At 72.2% G+C, this 15,384-nt stretch carries 15 protein-coding genes; 5 read left to right on the top strand and 10 right to left on the bottom strand.

Going from position 1 to position 15,384, the window contains the following annotated elements; all coding sequences use genetic code 11:
* Positions 1 to 132: 132 nt before the first annotated feature.
* Both AC061S_RS20165 and AC061S_RS20170 read right to left on the bottom strand, forming a co-directional pair.
* A complete protein-coding gene (locus AC061S_RS20165; protein WP_478687348.1) occupies positions 133 to 948 on the bottom strand; it encodes an SDR family NAD(P)-dependent oxidoreductase in 816 nt (271 codons plus the stop codon).
* Positions 945 to 2,069, bottom strand: coding sequence for an LLM class flavin-dependent oxidoreductase (locus tag AC061S_RS20170; RefSeq protein ID WP_478687349.1), 1,125 nt, complete (start codon positions 2,067 to 2,069; stop codon positions 945 to 947). The genes AC061S_RS20165 and AC061S_RS20170 overlap by 4 nt, the downstream gene beginning before the upstream one ends.
* Before the next feature lie 309 nt (positions 2,070 to 2,378).
* Between AC061S_RS20170 and AC061S_RS20175 the strand changes: the two genes are divergently transcribed.
* Together AC061S_RS20175 and AC061S_RS20180 are read left to right on the top strand one after the other, a co-directional pair.
* Complete coding sequence (locus tag AC061S_RS20175) at positions 2,379 to 3,872, top strand: amino acid permease (protein WP_478687350.1); 1,494 nt, start codon at positions 2,379 to 2,381, stop codon at positions 3,870 to 3,872.
* Between the two features lie 10 nt (positions 3,873 to 3,882).
* Positions 3,883 to 4,338 (top strand): Lrp/AsnC family transcriptional regulator, encoded by a 456-nt coding sequence (locus tag AC061S_RS20180; protein ID WP_478687351.1) that lies wholly within the window; start codon positions 3,883 to 3,885, stop codon positions 4,336 to 4,338.
* Positions 4,339 to 4,387: 49 nt separating this feature from the next.
* Here the strand turns inward: AC061S_RS20180 and AC061S_RS20185 are convergent, their stop codons facing one another.
* The 6 genes from AC061S_RS20185 to AC061S_RS20210 form a co-directional block, all read right to left on the bottom strand.
* A complete protein-coding gene (locus AC061S_RS20185; protein WP_478687352.1) occupies positions 4,388 to 4,579 on the bottom strand; it encodes a DUF1059 domain-containing protein in 192 nt (63 codons plus the stop codon).
* A gap of 81 nt (positions 4,580 to 4,660) precedes the next feature.
* On the bottom strand, positions 4,661 to 5,794 hold the full coding sequence (locus AC061S_RS20190) for an LLM class flavin-dependent oxidoreductase (RefSeq protein ID WP_478687353.1): 1,134 nt from the start codon (positions 5,792 to 5,794) through the stop codon (positions 4,661 to 4,663).
* A gap of 48 nt (positions 5,795 to 5,842) precedes the next feature.
* Positions 5,843 to 7,210 carry an NtaA/DmoA family FMN-dependent monooxygenase gene (locus AC061S_RS20195; RefSeq protein ID WP_478687354.1) on the bottom strand — a complete coding sequence of 456 codons (1,368 nt, stop codon included), beginning with the start codon at positions 7,208 to 7,210 and terminating at the stop codon, positions 5,843 to 5,845.
* A gap of 26 nt (positions 7,211 to 7,236) precedes the next feature.
* Complete coding sequence (locus tag AC061S_RS20200) at positions 7,237 to 8,454, bottom strand: LLM class flavin-dependent oxidoreductase (RefSeq protein ID WP_478687355.1); 1,218 nt, start codon at positions 8,452 to 8,454, stop codon at positions 7,237 to 7,239.
* Positions 8,455 to 8,523: 69 nt separating this feature from the next.
* A complete protein-coding gene (locus AC061S_RS20205) occupies positions 8,524 to 8,634 on the bottom strand; it encodes a putative leader peptide (RefSeq protein WP_338056813.1) in 111 nt (36 codons plus the stop codon).
* Between the two features lie 89 nt (positions 8,635 to 8,723).
* Positions 8,724 to 9,431 (bottom strand): GNAT family N-acetyltransferase, encoded by a 708-nt coding sequence (locus AC061S_RS20210; protein ID WP_478687356.1) that lies wholly within the window; start codon positions 9,429 to 9,431, stop codon positions 8,724 to 8,726.
* A gap of 284 nt (positions 9,432 to 9,715) precedes the next feature.
* On the opposite strand from AC061S_RS20210, the gene AC061S_RS20215 reads away from it, so the two are divergent.
* The 3 genes from AC061S_RS20215 to AC061S_RS20225 all read left to right on the top strand — a co-directional run bounded on the left by AC061S_RS20215 (position 9,716) and on the right by AC061S_RS20225 (position 12,893).
* Positions 9,716 to 10,138 carry a hypothetical protein gene (locus AC061S_RS20215; protein ID WP_478687357.1) on the top strand — a complete coding sequence of 141 codons (423 nt, stop codon included), beginning with the start codon at positions 9,716 to 9,718 and terminating at the stop codon, positions 10,136 to 10,138.
* A gap of 178 nt (positions 10,139 to 10,316) precedes the next feature.
* Entirely contained in the window at positions 10,317 to 11,117 is an 801-nt protein-coding gene (locus AC061S_RS20220) for a carbon-nitrogen hydrolase family protein (protein ID WP_478687358.1), read from the top strand.
* Between the two features lie 78 nt (positions 11,118 to 11,195).
* The gene (locus tag AC061S_RS20225; protein WP_478687359.1) at positions 11,196 to 12,893 is read left to right on the top strand and encodes a flavin monoamine oxidase family protein; all 1,698 of its coding nucleotides are present in this window, start codon (positions 11,196 to 11,198) and stop codon (positions 12,891 to 12,893) included.
* Between the two features lie 321 nt (positions 12,894 to 13,214).
* Here AC061S_RS20225 and AC061S_RS20230 read toward each other — a convergent pair whose 3' ends face one another.
* Positions 13,215 to 13,865, bottom strand: a complete 651-nt coding sequence (locus AC061S_RS20230) for a DUF5995 family protein (protein ID WP_478687360.1) — start codon at positions 13,863 to 13,865, stop codon at positions 13,215 to 13,217.
* Between the two features lie 76 nt (positions 13,866 to 13,941).
* Positions 13,942 to 15,345 (bottom strand): uracil-xanthine permease family protein, encoded by a 1,404-nt coding sequence (locus tag AC061S_RS20235; RefSeq protein ID WP_478687361.1) that lies wholly within the window; start codon positions 15,343 to 15,345, stop codon positions 13,942 to 13,944.
* Positions 15,346 to 15,384: the final 39 nt, after the last annotated feature.

The raw sequence follows: 15,384 nt of genomic DNA on the forward strand, positions 1-15,384 counted from the left end.
AGCCCAACTCCAAGTCCAAGTCCAAGCCCACGCTCAAGTCCGTGTCCAAGTCTGTGTCCAAGCCCGTGTCCGCGACCGCACCTGTACCTACACCTACACCCGCGCCCGCGTCCGGCCCGACTTCTCGCGTGCTCAACGTGCGCCTCCGACCGTCGGGTACGGGAACTTCACGCCGACGCCGCCGTCCACGACCAGCGTCTGGCCCGTCATGTACGAGGACTGCGGCGAAGCCAGGAAGTACAGCGCGGCCGCGATGTCCCGGGTCTCCGCGACCCGGCCCAGCGGGGCGTTCTCCGCGTTGAGCCGGCGCCCCTCCGGACCCAGCAGGGCGGCGACCCGCGGGGTCCACACCACCCCCGGTGCCACCGCGTTGACCCGTACCCCGCGCGGGCCCAGTTCTACCGCCGCCGAGCGCACCAAGGACATCAGGCCGGCCTTCGCGGCCCCGTACGCGGCGTGCAGCGGGGCCGCGGTGAGCCCGGAGACGGAGGCGACGAAGACCAGCGGCCCGCCGCCGGCCGCGGCGACGGCCCGGCCGCCGTACTGCACGGCCAGCCAGGCGTGCCGCAGCACCAGGTCGAAGTGCCAGTCCCAGTCGGCGTCGTCCAGCTCGGGCAGCGCGGCGTACCGGGCCATGCCGACGATGTCGACGACCCCGCCGACCGGGCGGCCGCCGAGCAGCTCCGGCGCCGCCGCGAAGAGCTCCCGTACGGCCTCGCGCCGGGTGACGTCGGCGGCGTACGGCACGCCGCCGGTCTCCGCCGCGACCGCCCGGGCCCGCTCCTCGTCCACGTCCACGCACAGCACGCGGGCGCCGCCCGCGGCCAGCGCGTGCGCGGTCTGGCGGCCGATGCCGTTGCCCGCGCCGAGCAGCACGAGGGCGCGGCCGTCGAGGCGGTGCAGGGCGGCGTAGTCGGGGACGGGGGAGGTGTCGGGGCCGTCGCTCACGCGGAGGCCTTCCGCGGTGTGTAGCGGGCCAGCTCCGGGATGACTTCCTTGCCCAGGATCTCCAGGGTCCGCAGGATCTCCCGGTGCTCCAGGTATCCCCACTGCACGTAGCAGATGAGCTGGTCGACGCCGAGGTCCGCGTACCGCTTGGCTTTGGCGACGATGGTCTCCGCGTCCCCGATGAGGATCATGTCCCCGTCGCTGAACTCCCGTACGGGTACGTTCCCTTCGAGGATCGGCGTGAGCAGCGGGAAGGTCCGCTTCCGCTCCTCGGGGCTCAGGTGCGGCAGCTCCCAGTCCAGGGTGAACTGCGCGAGGTTGGAGTACCACCAGGCGACCGAGTCCCAGACCCGGGGGCCCGGGTCGGTGCGCGGCGCCGTCGCGTGGACCAGGGTGTAGGCGGCGACCCGGTCCGTGGTGACGTCGGTGAGGGGGCGCGGGGCGGCGGCCGCCGCCCGGTAGGCGGCCACCTGGGCGGCCATCGCCTCCAGCGGCTGCATGATCGAGAAGGAGAGCAGCCCGAGGCCGTGCGCGCCCGCGACCTCCGCGGAGCCGGGGGAGGTGGCCGCCATCCAGGCGGGCGGGTGCGGATCCTGCACCGGCTTGGGGGTGACCATGCGGCGCGGGAAGCTGAAGCGCGGAGATTCGTAGGCGAAGTACTCCTCACGCCACATTCCGGTCACGATTTCTATGGCCTCGCGCCAGTCGTCGCGGGACTTCTCCCGGTCCACCCCGAAGGCCGCCTGTTCCATGGGCGTGGACCGCCCGGTGCCCCACTCCACCCGGCCGCCGGAGAGCACGTCGACGGTGGCGACCTTCTCCGCGATGCGCTGCGGCGGGGTGAAGGCGAAGGGGGTCAGGGTGACGCCGAAGCCCAGCCGGATCCGCTCGGTCAGCCCGGCCAGGTGTCCGAGGAGCACCTCGGGGGCCGGGCAGTGCGAGCGGCCCTCGCGGAAGTGGTGTTCGACCGCCCAGACGGTACGGAATCCCATCCGGTCGGCGAGCCGGATCTGTTCCACCGCCTCCCGGTAAGCGCGCTGCTCAGCGGCCCGCTGGCCGTGCGGGTGGGCTCCCCGCCAGGGCCGCGGCACGTCGATCTCGTAGAGCACGTCCAGGTCCATGGCGGCACGCTGCGGCAGATCTGACGAAGTGTCAAGAACGCGGGTCGGGATCGGCTGCGCACTGATCGATCATCCCCGCGCAACAAAGGACCATCCAGGACAGATCCGCGCAACGATCAGTCGCCAATGTGCAAGGATGGTGCATTACGGGCGGTATCACTCAGCTCGTAGGCTCACTCGCTGTACGTGGAGTGGCGTGGACCGCCTGCTCGGCGGTCCCCCATGCCCAGGCCTTCTCGGCCTGCTCCTGCTCCGGACCGCTGCGGTCGACGCCTGAAACCCCACCCGCAGTGACAAAGGAGTCCCCTCGTGCTCGACCACGGCCAGGCGCCACCGCTCGCCCCCGCCCCCGAGGCGCCGCGCAAGCCCGCCCACCCGCTCCTGCGCCGCAAGCCGGTGGAGCAGCTGGTCGCCGAGGGCGGCCAGGGTGAGGGCGGCGCGCTGAGGCGGTCGCTCACCATGTGGCAGCTGACCATGATCAGCATCGGCGCGACGCTCGGCACCGGCATCTTCGTCGTCCTCGGCGAGGCCACCCCGATCGCCGGTCCCGCCGTCTTCATCGCGTTCATCGTGGCGGGTCTGACCGCGCTGTTCTCCGCGCTCTCCTACGCCGAGCTGGCCGGATCCATACCGGTCTCCGGCTCCTCGTACTCCTACGCCTACGCCACCATGGGCGAGCTCGTCGCCTGGGTCTGCGGCTGGTGCCTGGTCCTGGAGTACGGAGTCTCGGTCGCGGCCGTCGCCGTCGGCTGGGGCCAGTACCTCAACGAGTTCCTCGACGGCACCATCGGCCTCACCATCCCGGAGGGCTTCTCCGCCCCGCTCGGCGAGGGCGGCTACATCAACATGCCCGCGCTGGTCGTCGTGATGCTCTGCATGGTCTTCCTGCTCCGCGGGGCCAAGGAGAGCGCCCGGATCAACTCGATCATGGTCGCCATCAAGATCGTGACTCTGGTCATGTTCTGCGTCATCGGCTTCATGGGCATCAAGGCCGGCAACTACACCCCGCTGGCCCCGCTCGGCATCACCGCCATCAGCACCGCCGCCTCCATGCTCTTCTTCTCCTACATCGGCTTCGACGCCGCCTCCACCGCCGGTGAGGAGGCCAAGGACCCGAAGAAGGACCTGCCGCGCGCGATCATGCTCTCGCTGGCCATCGTCACCGCCCTGTACTGCCTCGTCGCCCTGGTCGCCGTCGGCGCCATGCCGTGGCAGGAGTTCGAGGGCAGCGAGGCCGCCCTGGCCAAGATCATGGAGAACGTCACCGGGCACGCCTTCTGGAGCGTCGTCCTGGCCGCCGGCGCGATCGTCGCCATCGCCAGCGTCGTCTTCGCCGTCCTCTACGGCCAGACCCGCATCCTCTTCGCGATGTCCCGCGACGGCCTGATGCCCAAGGCCTTCGCCAAGGTCGACCCGAAGACCGGCACCCCCCGCGTCAACACGATCATCGTCTGCCTCTTCTGCGGAATCCTGGCCGCCTTCATCCCGCTGGGCGAGCTGGCGAACGCCACCAGCATCGGCACGCTCTTCGCCTTCGGCCTGGTCAACATCGCCGTCGTGATCCTGCGCTACACCCGCCCGGAGATGAACCGCACCTTCCGGGTCATGCTCTTCCCGGTCACCCCGATCCTGGGCTTCCTGTTCTGCGGCTACCTGATGACGAAGCTGCCGGGGGTCACCTGGTTGGTCTTCGGTGGCTGGATGGCCGTCGGGCTCGTGATCTACTTCCTGTACGGCATCCGCCGCTCCCGTCTGGCCGCCGCCCAGCCGACCGCTGCACAGTCGGCCACAGCAGAGAAGTGATCCACGCGCAGTGCGACTGAACGATCTCGACGAACGCATCGTGCACGCCCTGGCCAAGGACGCCCGCCGCTCCTTCGCGGACATCGGCTCCGAGGTCGGACTCTCCGCCCCCGCCGTGAAGCGGCGCGTCGACCGGCTGCGCGCCGAGGGAGCCATCACCGGCTTCACCGTCCGCGTGGACCCCGCCTCGATGGGCTGGGAGACCGAGGGCTTCATCGAGATGTACTGCCGCCACAACACCTCACCGGACGACATCCGGCGGGGGCTGGAGCGCTACCCCGAGGTCGTGTCCGCGTCCACCGTCACCGGTGACGCGGACGCCCTCGTACAGGTCTTCGCCTCCGACATGCGGCACTTCGAGCGGGTCCTGGAGCGGATCGCGGGCGAGCCCTTCGTGGAGCGCACCAAGTCCGTCCTCGTCCTCTCCCCGCTGCTGCGCCGCTTCACCTCGGGCGCACCGGCGTAGGGCCTGTCGTCACGCCGGGCGCACGAGGCGGAGCATGCGGTGTGCGGCCTCAGGCGTGCTGCGGGACGTCGTCCTTCATCAGGCTCCGCAGCTGCTCGCGGAACTCCGGGGTGTCCGTGTGGCTGTGCACGTCGACGGCGTGCTGCACGGAGGCCCGCAGGAGTTCCTCCTCCTCACCCGCGATGGTGAGGGTGCAGTTCAGTTCGCTCGGGTACTCCCTGCAGTCCAGAACCTTGCGCATGATGTACCTCCCTGGAGGGCAGGCGGTGGTGGACTCACCTCCCACCATCCTCTTCCCCGGCCCGGGGCGAAAGCCGGGGCCTCACCCCCGCCGGGCCCACTCCCCGGCCAGCAGCCGGTACGAGCGCACCCGGTCGGCGTGGGCGTGCGTGATCGTGGTGATCAGCAGCTCGTCCGCGCCGGTCGCGTCCCGCAGCCGCTCCAGCTGGTCGGCGACGGTGGCCGGCGAACCGGCGAACTGCGTCTCCACCCGGTCCGCGACCAGCTCGTGGTCCGCCGCCGACCAGCCCCGGGTCAGCGCACGGGCCTCCTCCGGAGACGGGAAGGGGATCGCCCCCTCGCCGGACCGGATGCTGTGTACCCACGGCGCGTACCCGGTGGCCAGCTCCCGGGCCTCGGCGTCGTCCGGGGCCACCACGACATCGGCGGACACGGTCAGGTGCGGCCGGTCCAGCCCGCCCGGACCGGCCGAGGGCTTGAAGGCCGTCCGGTAGGCCTCGGCGGCTTCCAGCACGCTCGCCGGGCTGACGTGGTAGTTCGCCGCGAACCGCAGCCCGTTCGCGCCGGCCGTCTCCGCGCTCACCCCCGCGCTGCTGCCCAGCACCCACACCTGGACCTCGGCGCCCTCCCCGGGCACGGCGTGCGCCTCCGCCCCGTCCGCCGAGCGGTACTCCCCGCGCAACAGGGCCAGTACGTCGCCCACTTGCTCGGAGTACTCCTGCGGCGTGGCCCCCGGCAGCTGCAGCAGCCGCTGCTGGAGCGCGATCCGCGGGTGATCGCGCAGGTGGGCGAAGGAGAAGGGCTTCGGTATGCGCAGCCCGTTCGCCGTGGTGTACGCCACCGGCGGCTCGGCCCCGGCACGGCGCGCCGGCGGGCCGCCCGCCGAACGTCCCAGCCCCAGGTCGATCCGCCCCGGGTGCACCGCGTCCAGCAGGCCGAACTCCTCGACCGTGGACAACGCCGTGCGGTGCCCGAGCTGGACCGCCCCCGAGCCGATCCGGATCGTGGAGGTGGCCGAGGCGGTCAGTGCCAGCACCACGGCGGGCGAGGTCCCGGCGACGCCCGGATTCAGGTGGTGCTCGGCGAACCAGTAGCGGGCGTAGCCGAACCGCTCGGCCTGCCGGGCCAGGTCGACGCTGTTGCGGAGTGCTTCGGCGGCAGTGGCGCCGGAGACGACCGGGACGAGGTCGAGGACCCCGAGCGGGATACCGCGCATGGTGTTCCCCTTCTTCGGTGACGGGCTTCGGATGCTGTCCTGCGGATGTCAGCCGCGGGCACGGGCGAGCGTGCGCGGCGCCGCCGGCCCGAGGTGGTCGCGCAGCGTCGGGCCGCCGTACTCGCGGCGGAACACCCCGCGCTCCTGGAGCAGCGGGACGACGGTGTCCGCGAAGGCGTCGAGCCCGCCGGGGGTCAGGTGCGGGACCAGGATGAAGCCGTCGGCGGCGTCCGCCTGGACCAGGGCGTCGATGCTCTGGGCGACGGTGAGGGGCGAGCCGACGAAGGACTGCCGCTCGGTCGTCTCGATCACCAGCTCCCGGATCGACAGGCCCCCGGCGGCGGCCCGCTCCCGCCACTCACGGGCCACGGCCAGCGGATCCCGGTGCGTGCGCACGCTCGCCCGGCCCAGCGCGATGGTGTTCTCCCCGGGTACCGGATCGACGTCCGGCAGCGGTCCGTCCGGGTCGTAGCCCGACAGGTCCCGGTTCCACACGTGCTCCAGGCGCTTGATCGCGGTCGCCCCGCTGACCTGCTGGAGCCGCACCTCGCGGGCCAGCTCCCGCGCCTCGGCGTCGGTGTCGCCGAGCACGAAGGTCGCCGCCGGCAGGATCTTCAGCTCGTCGGGGGTGCGCCCGTACCGGCCGAGGCGGCCCTTGACGTCCGCGGAGAAGGCGCGGCCCTCCTCCAGCGTGCCGTACCGCCCGAAGACGGCGTCCGCGGCGGCCGCCGCGAACTCCCGTCCCTCGTCCGAATCGCCCGCCTGGAAGACGACCGGCCGCCCCTGCGGGCTGCGCGGCACGTTGAAGTGCCCGGAGATGTCGAACTGCTTCCCCCGGTGGGCGAAGGCTCCGGGGCCCGCGTCCCGCAGGAACTCCCCGGAGACCGGGTCGGCGAGGATCTCCCCGCCGTCCCACGCGTCGAACAGCTCGTGGGCGGTGTCCAGGAACTCCCTTGCCCGCTCGTAGCGTTCCTCGCGCGGCAGGAACCCGCCGCGCCGGAAGTTCTCTCCGGTGAAGGCGTCCCAGGAGGTGACGACGTTCCAGGCGGCGCGGCCGCCCGACAGATGGTCGAGGGAGGCGAACTGGCGGGCCACCTCGTACGGTTCGTTGAAGGTGGAGTTGATGGTGCCGGTCAGCCCGAGGTGCTCGGTGACGGCGGCGAGCGCCGCCAGTACCGTGAAGGTGTCGGGGCGGCCCACCACGTCCAGATCGTAGATCTCACCGCCCTGTTCGCGCAGGCGCAGGCCCTCGGCGAGGAAGAGGAAGTCGAACTTCGCGCGCTCGGCGGTCCGCGCGAAATGGACGAAGGAATCGAAGTCGATCTGGCTCCCGGCGGCCGGGTCGCTCCACACGGTGGTGCTGTTGACGCCGGGGAAGTGCGCCGCGAGATGGATCTGCTTGAGCTGCTTGCTCATGGCTGCTGTCGGTCCTTCCGGGCGGATCAGGCGGCGGGGGAAGCGGTTGCGGCCGGGGCCGCGGAGGTGGCGGCGTACCGGCTCGCCGGGCGCGCCAGCCCGAGCAGGCCGCGGAGCGAGGAGGCCTCGTAGGCCCGCCGGAACGCCCCGCGCCGCTGGAGCTCCGGGACCAGGCCGCGGGTGATCGCCGGCAGGTCGTGGGCGAGCACCCCCGGCCGCAGCCGGAAGCCGGTCAGTCCGGCCTCCCGCCACTCCAGCAGCAGGTCCGCGAGGTCCGCCGGAGTCCCCGCGAAGACGCGGGCGCCACTCGTGTACGCGGCTCCGTGCGCGGCGTCCAGCCGCTGGAGCCGGCGCTCCGCCGTCGCCGGCTTCGCGTCGAGGAACACCGTCAGCTCGCCGAACAGGTGCGGGGCGGCGGGGAGCGCCGCGACGGCGGCGCGGACCTCGCCGGCATCCCGCGCGGTCACGTAGCCGATGTCGGCCGAGCGCGCGAGGAAGGGGTATACGGCGGCGTCGGAGGCCAGTGCGCTGACCGGGGGCAGGCCCTGGGGCGGCCGCGGGGTGATGGAGGGGCCCTTCACGCTGAAGCGGGGGCCCTCGAAGTCGATGTAGTGCAGCTTGGCGCGGTCGACGAACCGTCCGGTGGCCGCGTCGCGGATCTCGGCGTCGTCCTCCCAGCTGTCCCACAGCCGCCGCACCACCTCCACGTGGTCGGCCGCCTCTCCGTACAGCTCGGCCGGGTCCAGGGGCGCCGTCCGGCGCCCGAAGTGGCGCACCTCGTCGGGCCGTTCGGAGATCTGGATGCGCAGCCCGGCGCGCCCGCGGCTCACGTAGTCCAGGGTGGCGAGCGCCTTGGAGACGTGGAAGGGCTCGGTGTGGGTGGCCACCACGCTCGGCACCAGCCCGATGTGCCGGCTCAGCGGCGCCACCCGGGCGGCGACCAGTACGGCGTCCAGCCGGCCCCGCACCAGGTCGGTGCGGCCGTCGGGTCCGGCCGGATCGGTGGACTGCAGGCTCAGCGAGTCCTCGAAGGTGACGAAGTCCAGCAGCCCGGCCTCGGCCTCGGCGACGAGCGCGGCCCAGTAGCCGGCGGTGAACAGCCGGTCGGCGTCCGCCCCCGGCTCGCGCCAGGCGGCGGGGTGCCAGCCCGCTCCGTCGAGGGCCACGGCGAGGTGGAGCGCGGGGGAGGGGGCGGGGGCAGGGGCAGGCGTGGGGACAGCGGAGGGAGAAGGGCGCACGGGCATGACGGAAGGGCCTCCTGATCGGGGCGGCGCGGCGAAGGACGGATCGGATCGCGGATCGCGGAACGCTGATCAGGAACGACAGAGGGAACCGGCGACGCGCAGGAGGTCGATGTGCGCGCGGGAGTGCAGCCGGACGGCGCGGCGCGGGGTGAGGGCGTCACCGGCAGTTCGTACGGTCATGCCGGGCCCCCTTCACCTCGTGCTCCGGTCGTCCTTCTGACGCTAGATCAGCGGGGACCGGGCCACAACGGATGGAATGTCAATCCGTGTTAATGCTTCGTGTCGGGCGTGCGAAGCCCGATGAAAACCGGCTCGCGGCGCAGGGCGAACCCCATCGAGAGGTACAGGCCCACGGCCGAGGTGTTCTGTGCCGCGGCGTGCAGGAACGGGGTGTCCCCGCGCTCCTGTACGGCGGCCACGACCGCGCGGACCAGCCGCCCGGCGAGCCCTTCGCCCCGGTGGTCGGGGTGCGTGCACACCGCGCTGATCTCCGACCAGCCCGGCGGCCGCATCCGCTCGCCCGACATCGCCACGAGCCGGCCGCCGCGGCGGATCCCGAGGTACGTGCCCAGCTCGACCGTGCGCTCCCCGAACGGGCCGGGCCGGGTCAGCTCGACCAGCTCCAGCATCTCGGGCACGTCGGCGGGCCCCAGCAGGACCGCCTCCGGTTCCTCCTTGCCCCGTACCGCCCGGCCGTCCAGCTGCACGCCCGGTATCGACATCAGGGTCTCCCAGCCCGCGGGCGGGGTCGGCAGCCCGGTCACCCAGACCTCCCGACCCGGGCCGACGAGCTCGGCCAGATCGGCCCAGGCCCGCGGATCCTCGGGGTCGGCGAGGGCGGCGAAGGGCGACACGGCGGCCGCGTAACGGGCGCCGAGTCCGGCGGGGCCGGTCTCGGCGAACCCCCGGTGCGGGCCGTCGAGCGCGGTCCAGACGGGATTGTCGAGGACCGCGCCGGGCCGGGACTCACGGGACATGGGCGGGAGCTTCCTTCCGTAGCGCGCAAGCACTCGTGCGGGCGGTCTTGACGCCCCCTGGCGGTGCCATGAGACTGCGAACGCCAGCGTAATCGGGGTCGAGGACGGAAGGGGAACCCGGTGGACCAGCTCACCACGCCGTCCGCCGCCGCCACCCCGCTGCGCCGCTCCTGGCTCACCCGCCGGCTGCACATAGATCTCCTCCGCGTCTGCAGTGCCACGGCCCAACCGGCCTCCTGAGGCCCCGCCGAGCACGCACGTACGCACACAGACCGAGGAGAGCCATGCCCCAGACCCATGTCCAGACCCATGTCCAGACCCCTGTCCAGCCGCATGTCCAGGCGCCTGCCCAGAGCCGAGTCCTCCGGGGCCGGATCGGGACCGGGTTCTCGCCCGAACCCCACCGGTACCGCCTCTACGTCGCCGCCGACGACTGTCCGCGCTGCCTCGGCGTCACCGCCGCCTTCGCCGAGCTGGGCCTCCGGGACACCGTGGCCCTGACCGTCCTGCGGCCCGGCTCCGACCCCGCGGGGCACGACGCGCTCCGCCGCGCCTACGAGGCCACCGGGCACGACCACGACGGCACGCTCACCGTGCCGGCCCTCTGCGACGGCTGGAGCGGCCGGGTGGTCTCCAACCACGCCCCCGACATCCTGGAAGACCTGCGCAGGCTGAGCGTGCACCCGGCCTTCCGCCCGGCCTCGTAGAACCCCCGAAAAGGCCTTTCGGACCGTTCCTGCGGACTCCACGCAACGAATCGCCGCCCCCGCTCGTCAATACGCAACGAATCGATGCGCGGCGCGCAACGGTCACGGCTTGTCCCGGTCGAACGCGCGAACGTACCGTCTAAGGACCCCCCACCCCTCCTGCCACAGAGGTACGCCCATGCCCCCGCTGCGCACCGCCCTCCTCCAGAGTTCCGGACGGCTCGGCGACACCGCCGACAACCTGAAGGCGCTCGAAGAGGCCGCGGCACGCGCCGCACAGGCGGGGGCCGGGCTCCTCGTGACCTCGGAGATGTTCCTGACCGGCTACGCGCTGGAGATCGAGGACATCGCCCGGCTCGCCGAACCGGCCGACGGCATGTCCGCCCGCGCCATCGGCGAGATCGCCCGCCGCCACGGGCTGGCCGTGCTCTTCGGCTACCCCGAGCGGGACGGCGACGCCGTCTACAACGCGGCGCAGCTCATCGGCCCCGACGGGGAACGGCTCGCGAACTACCGCAAGACCCACCTCTTCGGCTGCTTCGAGCAGGCGGCCTTCACCCCCGGCGACGCCCCCGTCGTCCAGGCGGAGCTGAACGGCCTGCGCATCGGCCTGATGATCTGCTACGACGTCGAGTTCCCCGAGAACGTCCGGGCGCACGCGCTCGCCGGCACCGACCTCCTCCTGGTGCCGACCGCGCAGATGCACCCCTTCCAATTCGTCGCCGAACAGCTCGTCCCCGTACGGGCCTTCGAGAACCAGATGTACATCGCGTACGTCAACCGCACCGGCCCGGAAGGCGAGTTCGAGTTCGTCGGCCTCAGCTGCCTGGCCAGCCCCGACGGGATCACCCGGACCAGGGCGGGCCGCGGCGAGGAGCTGGTGTTCGGCGAGGCCGACCCCGAGCTGCTGCGCGTCTCGCGCGAGACCAACCCGTACCTGCGCGACCGCCGCCCCGGTCTGTACGCCTCGCTCGTCTGACCGCGGTCCCGCGAACCGCCGTCGCCCACCCCCCTGCTTGCCCTTCCCCCTGCCCCACCCCGCTAGGAGTCGTACCCCATGACGTCCACGGTGCCCACCACCGCCGTCCCGCACAGCGACGGCTCGCAGCCGATCACGATGTTCGGCCCGGACTTCCCCTACGCGTACGACGACTTCCTCGCCCACCCGGCGGGCCTGGGGCAGATACCGGCGACCGAGCACGGCACCGAGGTCGCCGTCATCGGCGGCGGACTGTCCGGCATCATCTCCGCGTACGAGCTGATGAAGATGGGCCTCAAGCCCGTCGTCTACGAGGCCGACCAGATCGGCGGCCGGCTGCGCACGGTGGGCTTCGAGGGAGCGGGCACCGAGGAGCTGACCGCGGAGATGGGCGCCATGCGCTTCCCGCCGTCCTCCACGGCCCTCCAGCACTACATCGACCTCGTCGGCCTGGTCACCGAGCCCTTCCCGAACCCGCTCGCCGAGGCCACCCCCTCCACGGTGGTCGACCTCAAGGGCGAGACCCACTACGCCGAGACCATCGCCGACCTTCCGCAGGTCTACCGCGACGTGTCCGCCGCGTGGAACGCCTGCCTGGACGAGGGCGCCGACTTCTCCGACATGAACACCGCGATGCGCGAGCGGGACGTCCCGCGCATCCGCGAGATCTGGGCGAAGCTCGTCGAGAAGCTCGACGACGAGACTTTCTACGGGTTCCTCTGCAAGTCCGAGGCCTTCAAGTCCTTCCGCAAGCGCGAGATCTTCGGCCAGGTCGGCTTCGGCACGGGCGGCTGGGACACCGACTTCCCGAACTCGATCCTCGAGATCCTGCGCGTCGTCTACACCGAGGCCGACGACCACCACCGCGGCATCGTGGGCGGCTCGCAGCAGCTCCCGCTGCGCATGTGGGACCGCGAGCCCGAGAAGATCGTGCACTGGGCCCAGGGCACCTCCCTCTCCTCCCTCCACGGGGGCACCCCGCGCCCGGCGGTCACCCGCCTGCACCGCACGGCGGGCAACCGCATCACGGTGACGGACGCCTCCGGGGACATCCGCACGTACCGCGCCGCGATCTTCACGGCCCAGTCCTGGATGCTCCTGTCGAAGATCGCGTGCGACGACACGCTCTTCCCGATCGACCACTGGACGGCGATCGAGCGCACCCACTACATGGAGAGCTCCAAGCTCTTCATCCCGGTCGACCGCCCCTTCTGGCTGGACAAGGATGAGGAAACGGGCCGCGACGTCATGTCGATGACCCTCACGGACCGCATGACCCGCGGCACCTACCTCCTGGACAACGGCCCCGACAAGCCGGCCGTCATCTGCCTGTCCTACACCTGGTGCGACGACAGCCTGAAGTGGCTGCCGCTGTCCGCGAACGAGCGGATGGAGGTCATGCTGAAGTCCCTCGGCGAGATCTACCCGAAGGTCGACATCCGCCGCCACATCATCGGCAACCCGGTGACCGTGTCCTGGGAGAACGAGCCCTACTTCATGGGCGCGTTCAAGGCCAACCTGCCGGGCCACTACCGCTACCAGCGCCGCCTGTTCACCCACTTCATGCAGGACAGCCTCCCCGCGGACAAGCGCGGCATCTTCCTCGCGGGCGACGACATCTCCTGGACGGCGGGCTGGGCGGAGGGCGCGGTCCAGACGGCCCTCAACGCCGTCTGGGGCGTCATGCACCACCTCGGCGGCTCCACGGACTCCACCAACCCCGGCCCCGGCGACGTCTACGACGACATCGCCCCGGTCGAACTCCCGGAGGACTGATTTTTTGACGCGCCGCTCGCACCACTCGGCCCTGGCGGGCCTCCTGGGCTTCGCGGCGCTGCGCCGGACTCCGTCCGGCGGTGCCGGGTAGGGGGTGTCGCCACCGCTGCCGTGGTGCGGGGGTCGGTGGGCGGGTGCGGCTGGGGCGGCCCTGCGGGGCGAGTCCCCGACCCGCCCTTCGCCCGTTCCCCGGGCTGCGCCCGGACCCCCTGGGGCTTCCGCCCCAGACCCCGGGCTGGCCCCCGGCAACGGTCGAAGGGCGGGTAGGGGACTCCTTGCTTCGGCCAGCGGCGGCACGCACGGCTCCGCGCAGCGGAGGCGTCACCCCGTCGGCGTCAGCAGGCAGCGGCCGACCAGCCCGACGCCCGCGTCGAGGGACTCGGTGAACTCCTCCGCGAGATCGGGGGAGCGGCGCAGCGACCACAACAGGCGGGCCGAGGCCCACGCCCCCGCCCGGGCCCGCTCCAGGCTCCAGGCCCCGAGCAGATGCGTCAGCGGGTCCGCGATCTCCAGCAGGTCCGGGCCCGGCATCAGGTCCTCCCGGATGTGCTCCTCCAGGGAGACCAGGGTGTCGCCGACCCGGTCGAAGTCCGCTTCGAGCGCGGCCGGTTCGCAGTCGAGCGAGCGGCAGGTGGCGACCACCGCCAGTGCCAGGTCGTGGCCGATGTGCGCGTTGATCCCGGCCAGCGCGTGCTGGAGCGGCCGGATCCCGGGATGGCGGCGGTACTGGAGGAGCGGCCGCCAGCAGGCCGGGGCCCGGTCGGCCTCCACCGCCGTCAGGTAGCGCTCGGCGAAGCGGACGCTGAGCGATTCCGCCCGGCGGGGCGAGGGGAACGCGCCGTGCGCGATCCCCTCGTGCAGGGTCTGCGTCACCGTGAGGTACACCCGGTTGAAGACGGCGACGCCGTCCCGCTCGGGGAGCCGCTCGTCCAGGGCGCGCATCCGCGCCAGCACCGCTTCCATGGGGACCATGGGACGCAGCGTCGCAGCCGCGGGCCGGGATCAGGGGAACTTGGCCGTACGCTTCGCCGGTTCGGGCGAAACTCCGTCAACCCCGCTTGTCCCCGGGCTCCCCGGCGGCGCTCTCGTCGTACGCCGACGTGCCCGCGTCCAGCAGGGGCTCCTGCTGCTTCAGGTGCGCCGGCGCGAAGTACCGCAGGGCGTGGTAGCCGGTGATCACGACGATCGTGCCGAGCGCGATCCCGCCCAGCTCGAAGCTGTCGGTGATGTTCAGCTTGACCCCGCCGACCCCGATGATGATGCCCGCAGCGGCCGGCACCAGGTTCAGCGGATTGCGCAGGTCCACCCGGCCGTTGATCCAGATCTGCGCGCCGAGCAGGCCGATCATTCCGTACAGGATCACGGTGATCCCGCCCAGCACCCCGCCGGGGATCGCGGCGACGACTGCGCCGAACTTCGGGCACAGGCCGAAGAGGAGCGCGAAGCCGGCCGCCGCCCAGTAGGCCGCCGTGGAGTAGACGCGGGTGGCGGCCATCACGCCGATGTTCTCGGAGTACGTGGTGTTCGGCGGGCCGCCCACCGCGGTGGAGAGCATCGACGCGGCGCCGTCGGCGGCGATGGCGGTGCCGAGCTTGTCGTCGAGCGGGTCGCCCGTCATCTCGCCGACGGCTTTGATGTGCCCGGCGTTCTCCGCGATCAGCGCGATGACCACCGGCAGCGCGATCAGGATCGCCGACCACTCGAAGGCCGGAGCGTGGAAGGTCGGCAGCCCGATCCAGTCGGCCTTGGAGACCGCCGACAGGTCGAGCCGCCAGTGGTCCACGGCCTCGGGACCGCCCACCGTCGAGTGGATCTTGCCGAAGACGAGGTCGAAGACCCAGGAGATGCCGTACCCGAAGATCAGGCCGAGGAAGATCGCGATCCGAGACCAGAAGCCCCGCAGGCAGACCACGGCCAGCCCGGTGAACAGCATCGTCAGCAGCGCCGTCCACTGGTCCTGCGGCCAGTACGTGGACGCCGTCACGGGCGCCAGGTTGAAGCCGATCAGCATCACGACCGCGCCCGTCACCACCGGCGGCATCGCCGCGTGGATGATCCGCGCCCCGAACCGCTGGACCGCCAGCCCCGCCAGGAACAGCGCCGCGCCGACCACGAAGACCGCGCCCGTGACGACCGCGCTGCCCCCGCCGCCCGCCCGGATCGCGGCCGCGACCCCGACGAAGGAGAGCGAGCAGCCCAGGTACGAGGGGACCCGGCCGCGGGTCGCCAGCAGGAAGATCACGGTGGCGACACCGGACATCATGATGGCGAGGTTCGGGTCCAGCCCCATGAGGACCGGAGCCACGAAGCTCGCCCCGAACATCGCCACGACGTGCTGGGCGCCCAGCCCGGCGGTCCGCGGCCACGACAGCCGCTCGTCCGGCCGCACCACCGCGCCGGGGGCGGGGGTCCGCCCGTCTCCGTGCAGGGTCCAGCGCACGCCGAGGCCCATGTTCCACCGCTTTTCGTTCGTTCATCGCCAGGTCGGGTG

Source organism: Streptomyces sp. CA189, assembly GCF_056428985.1.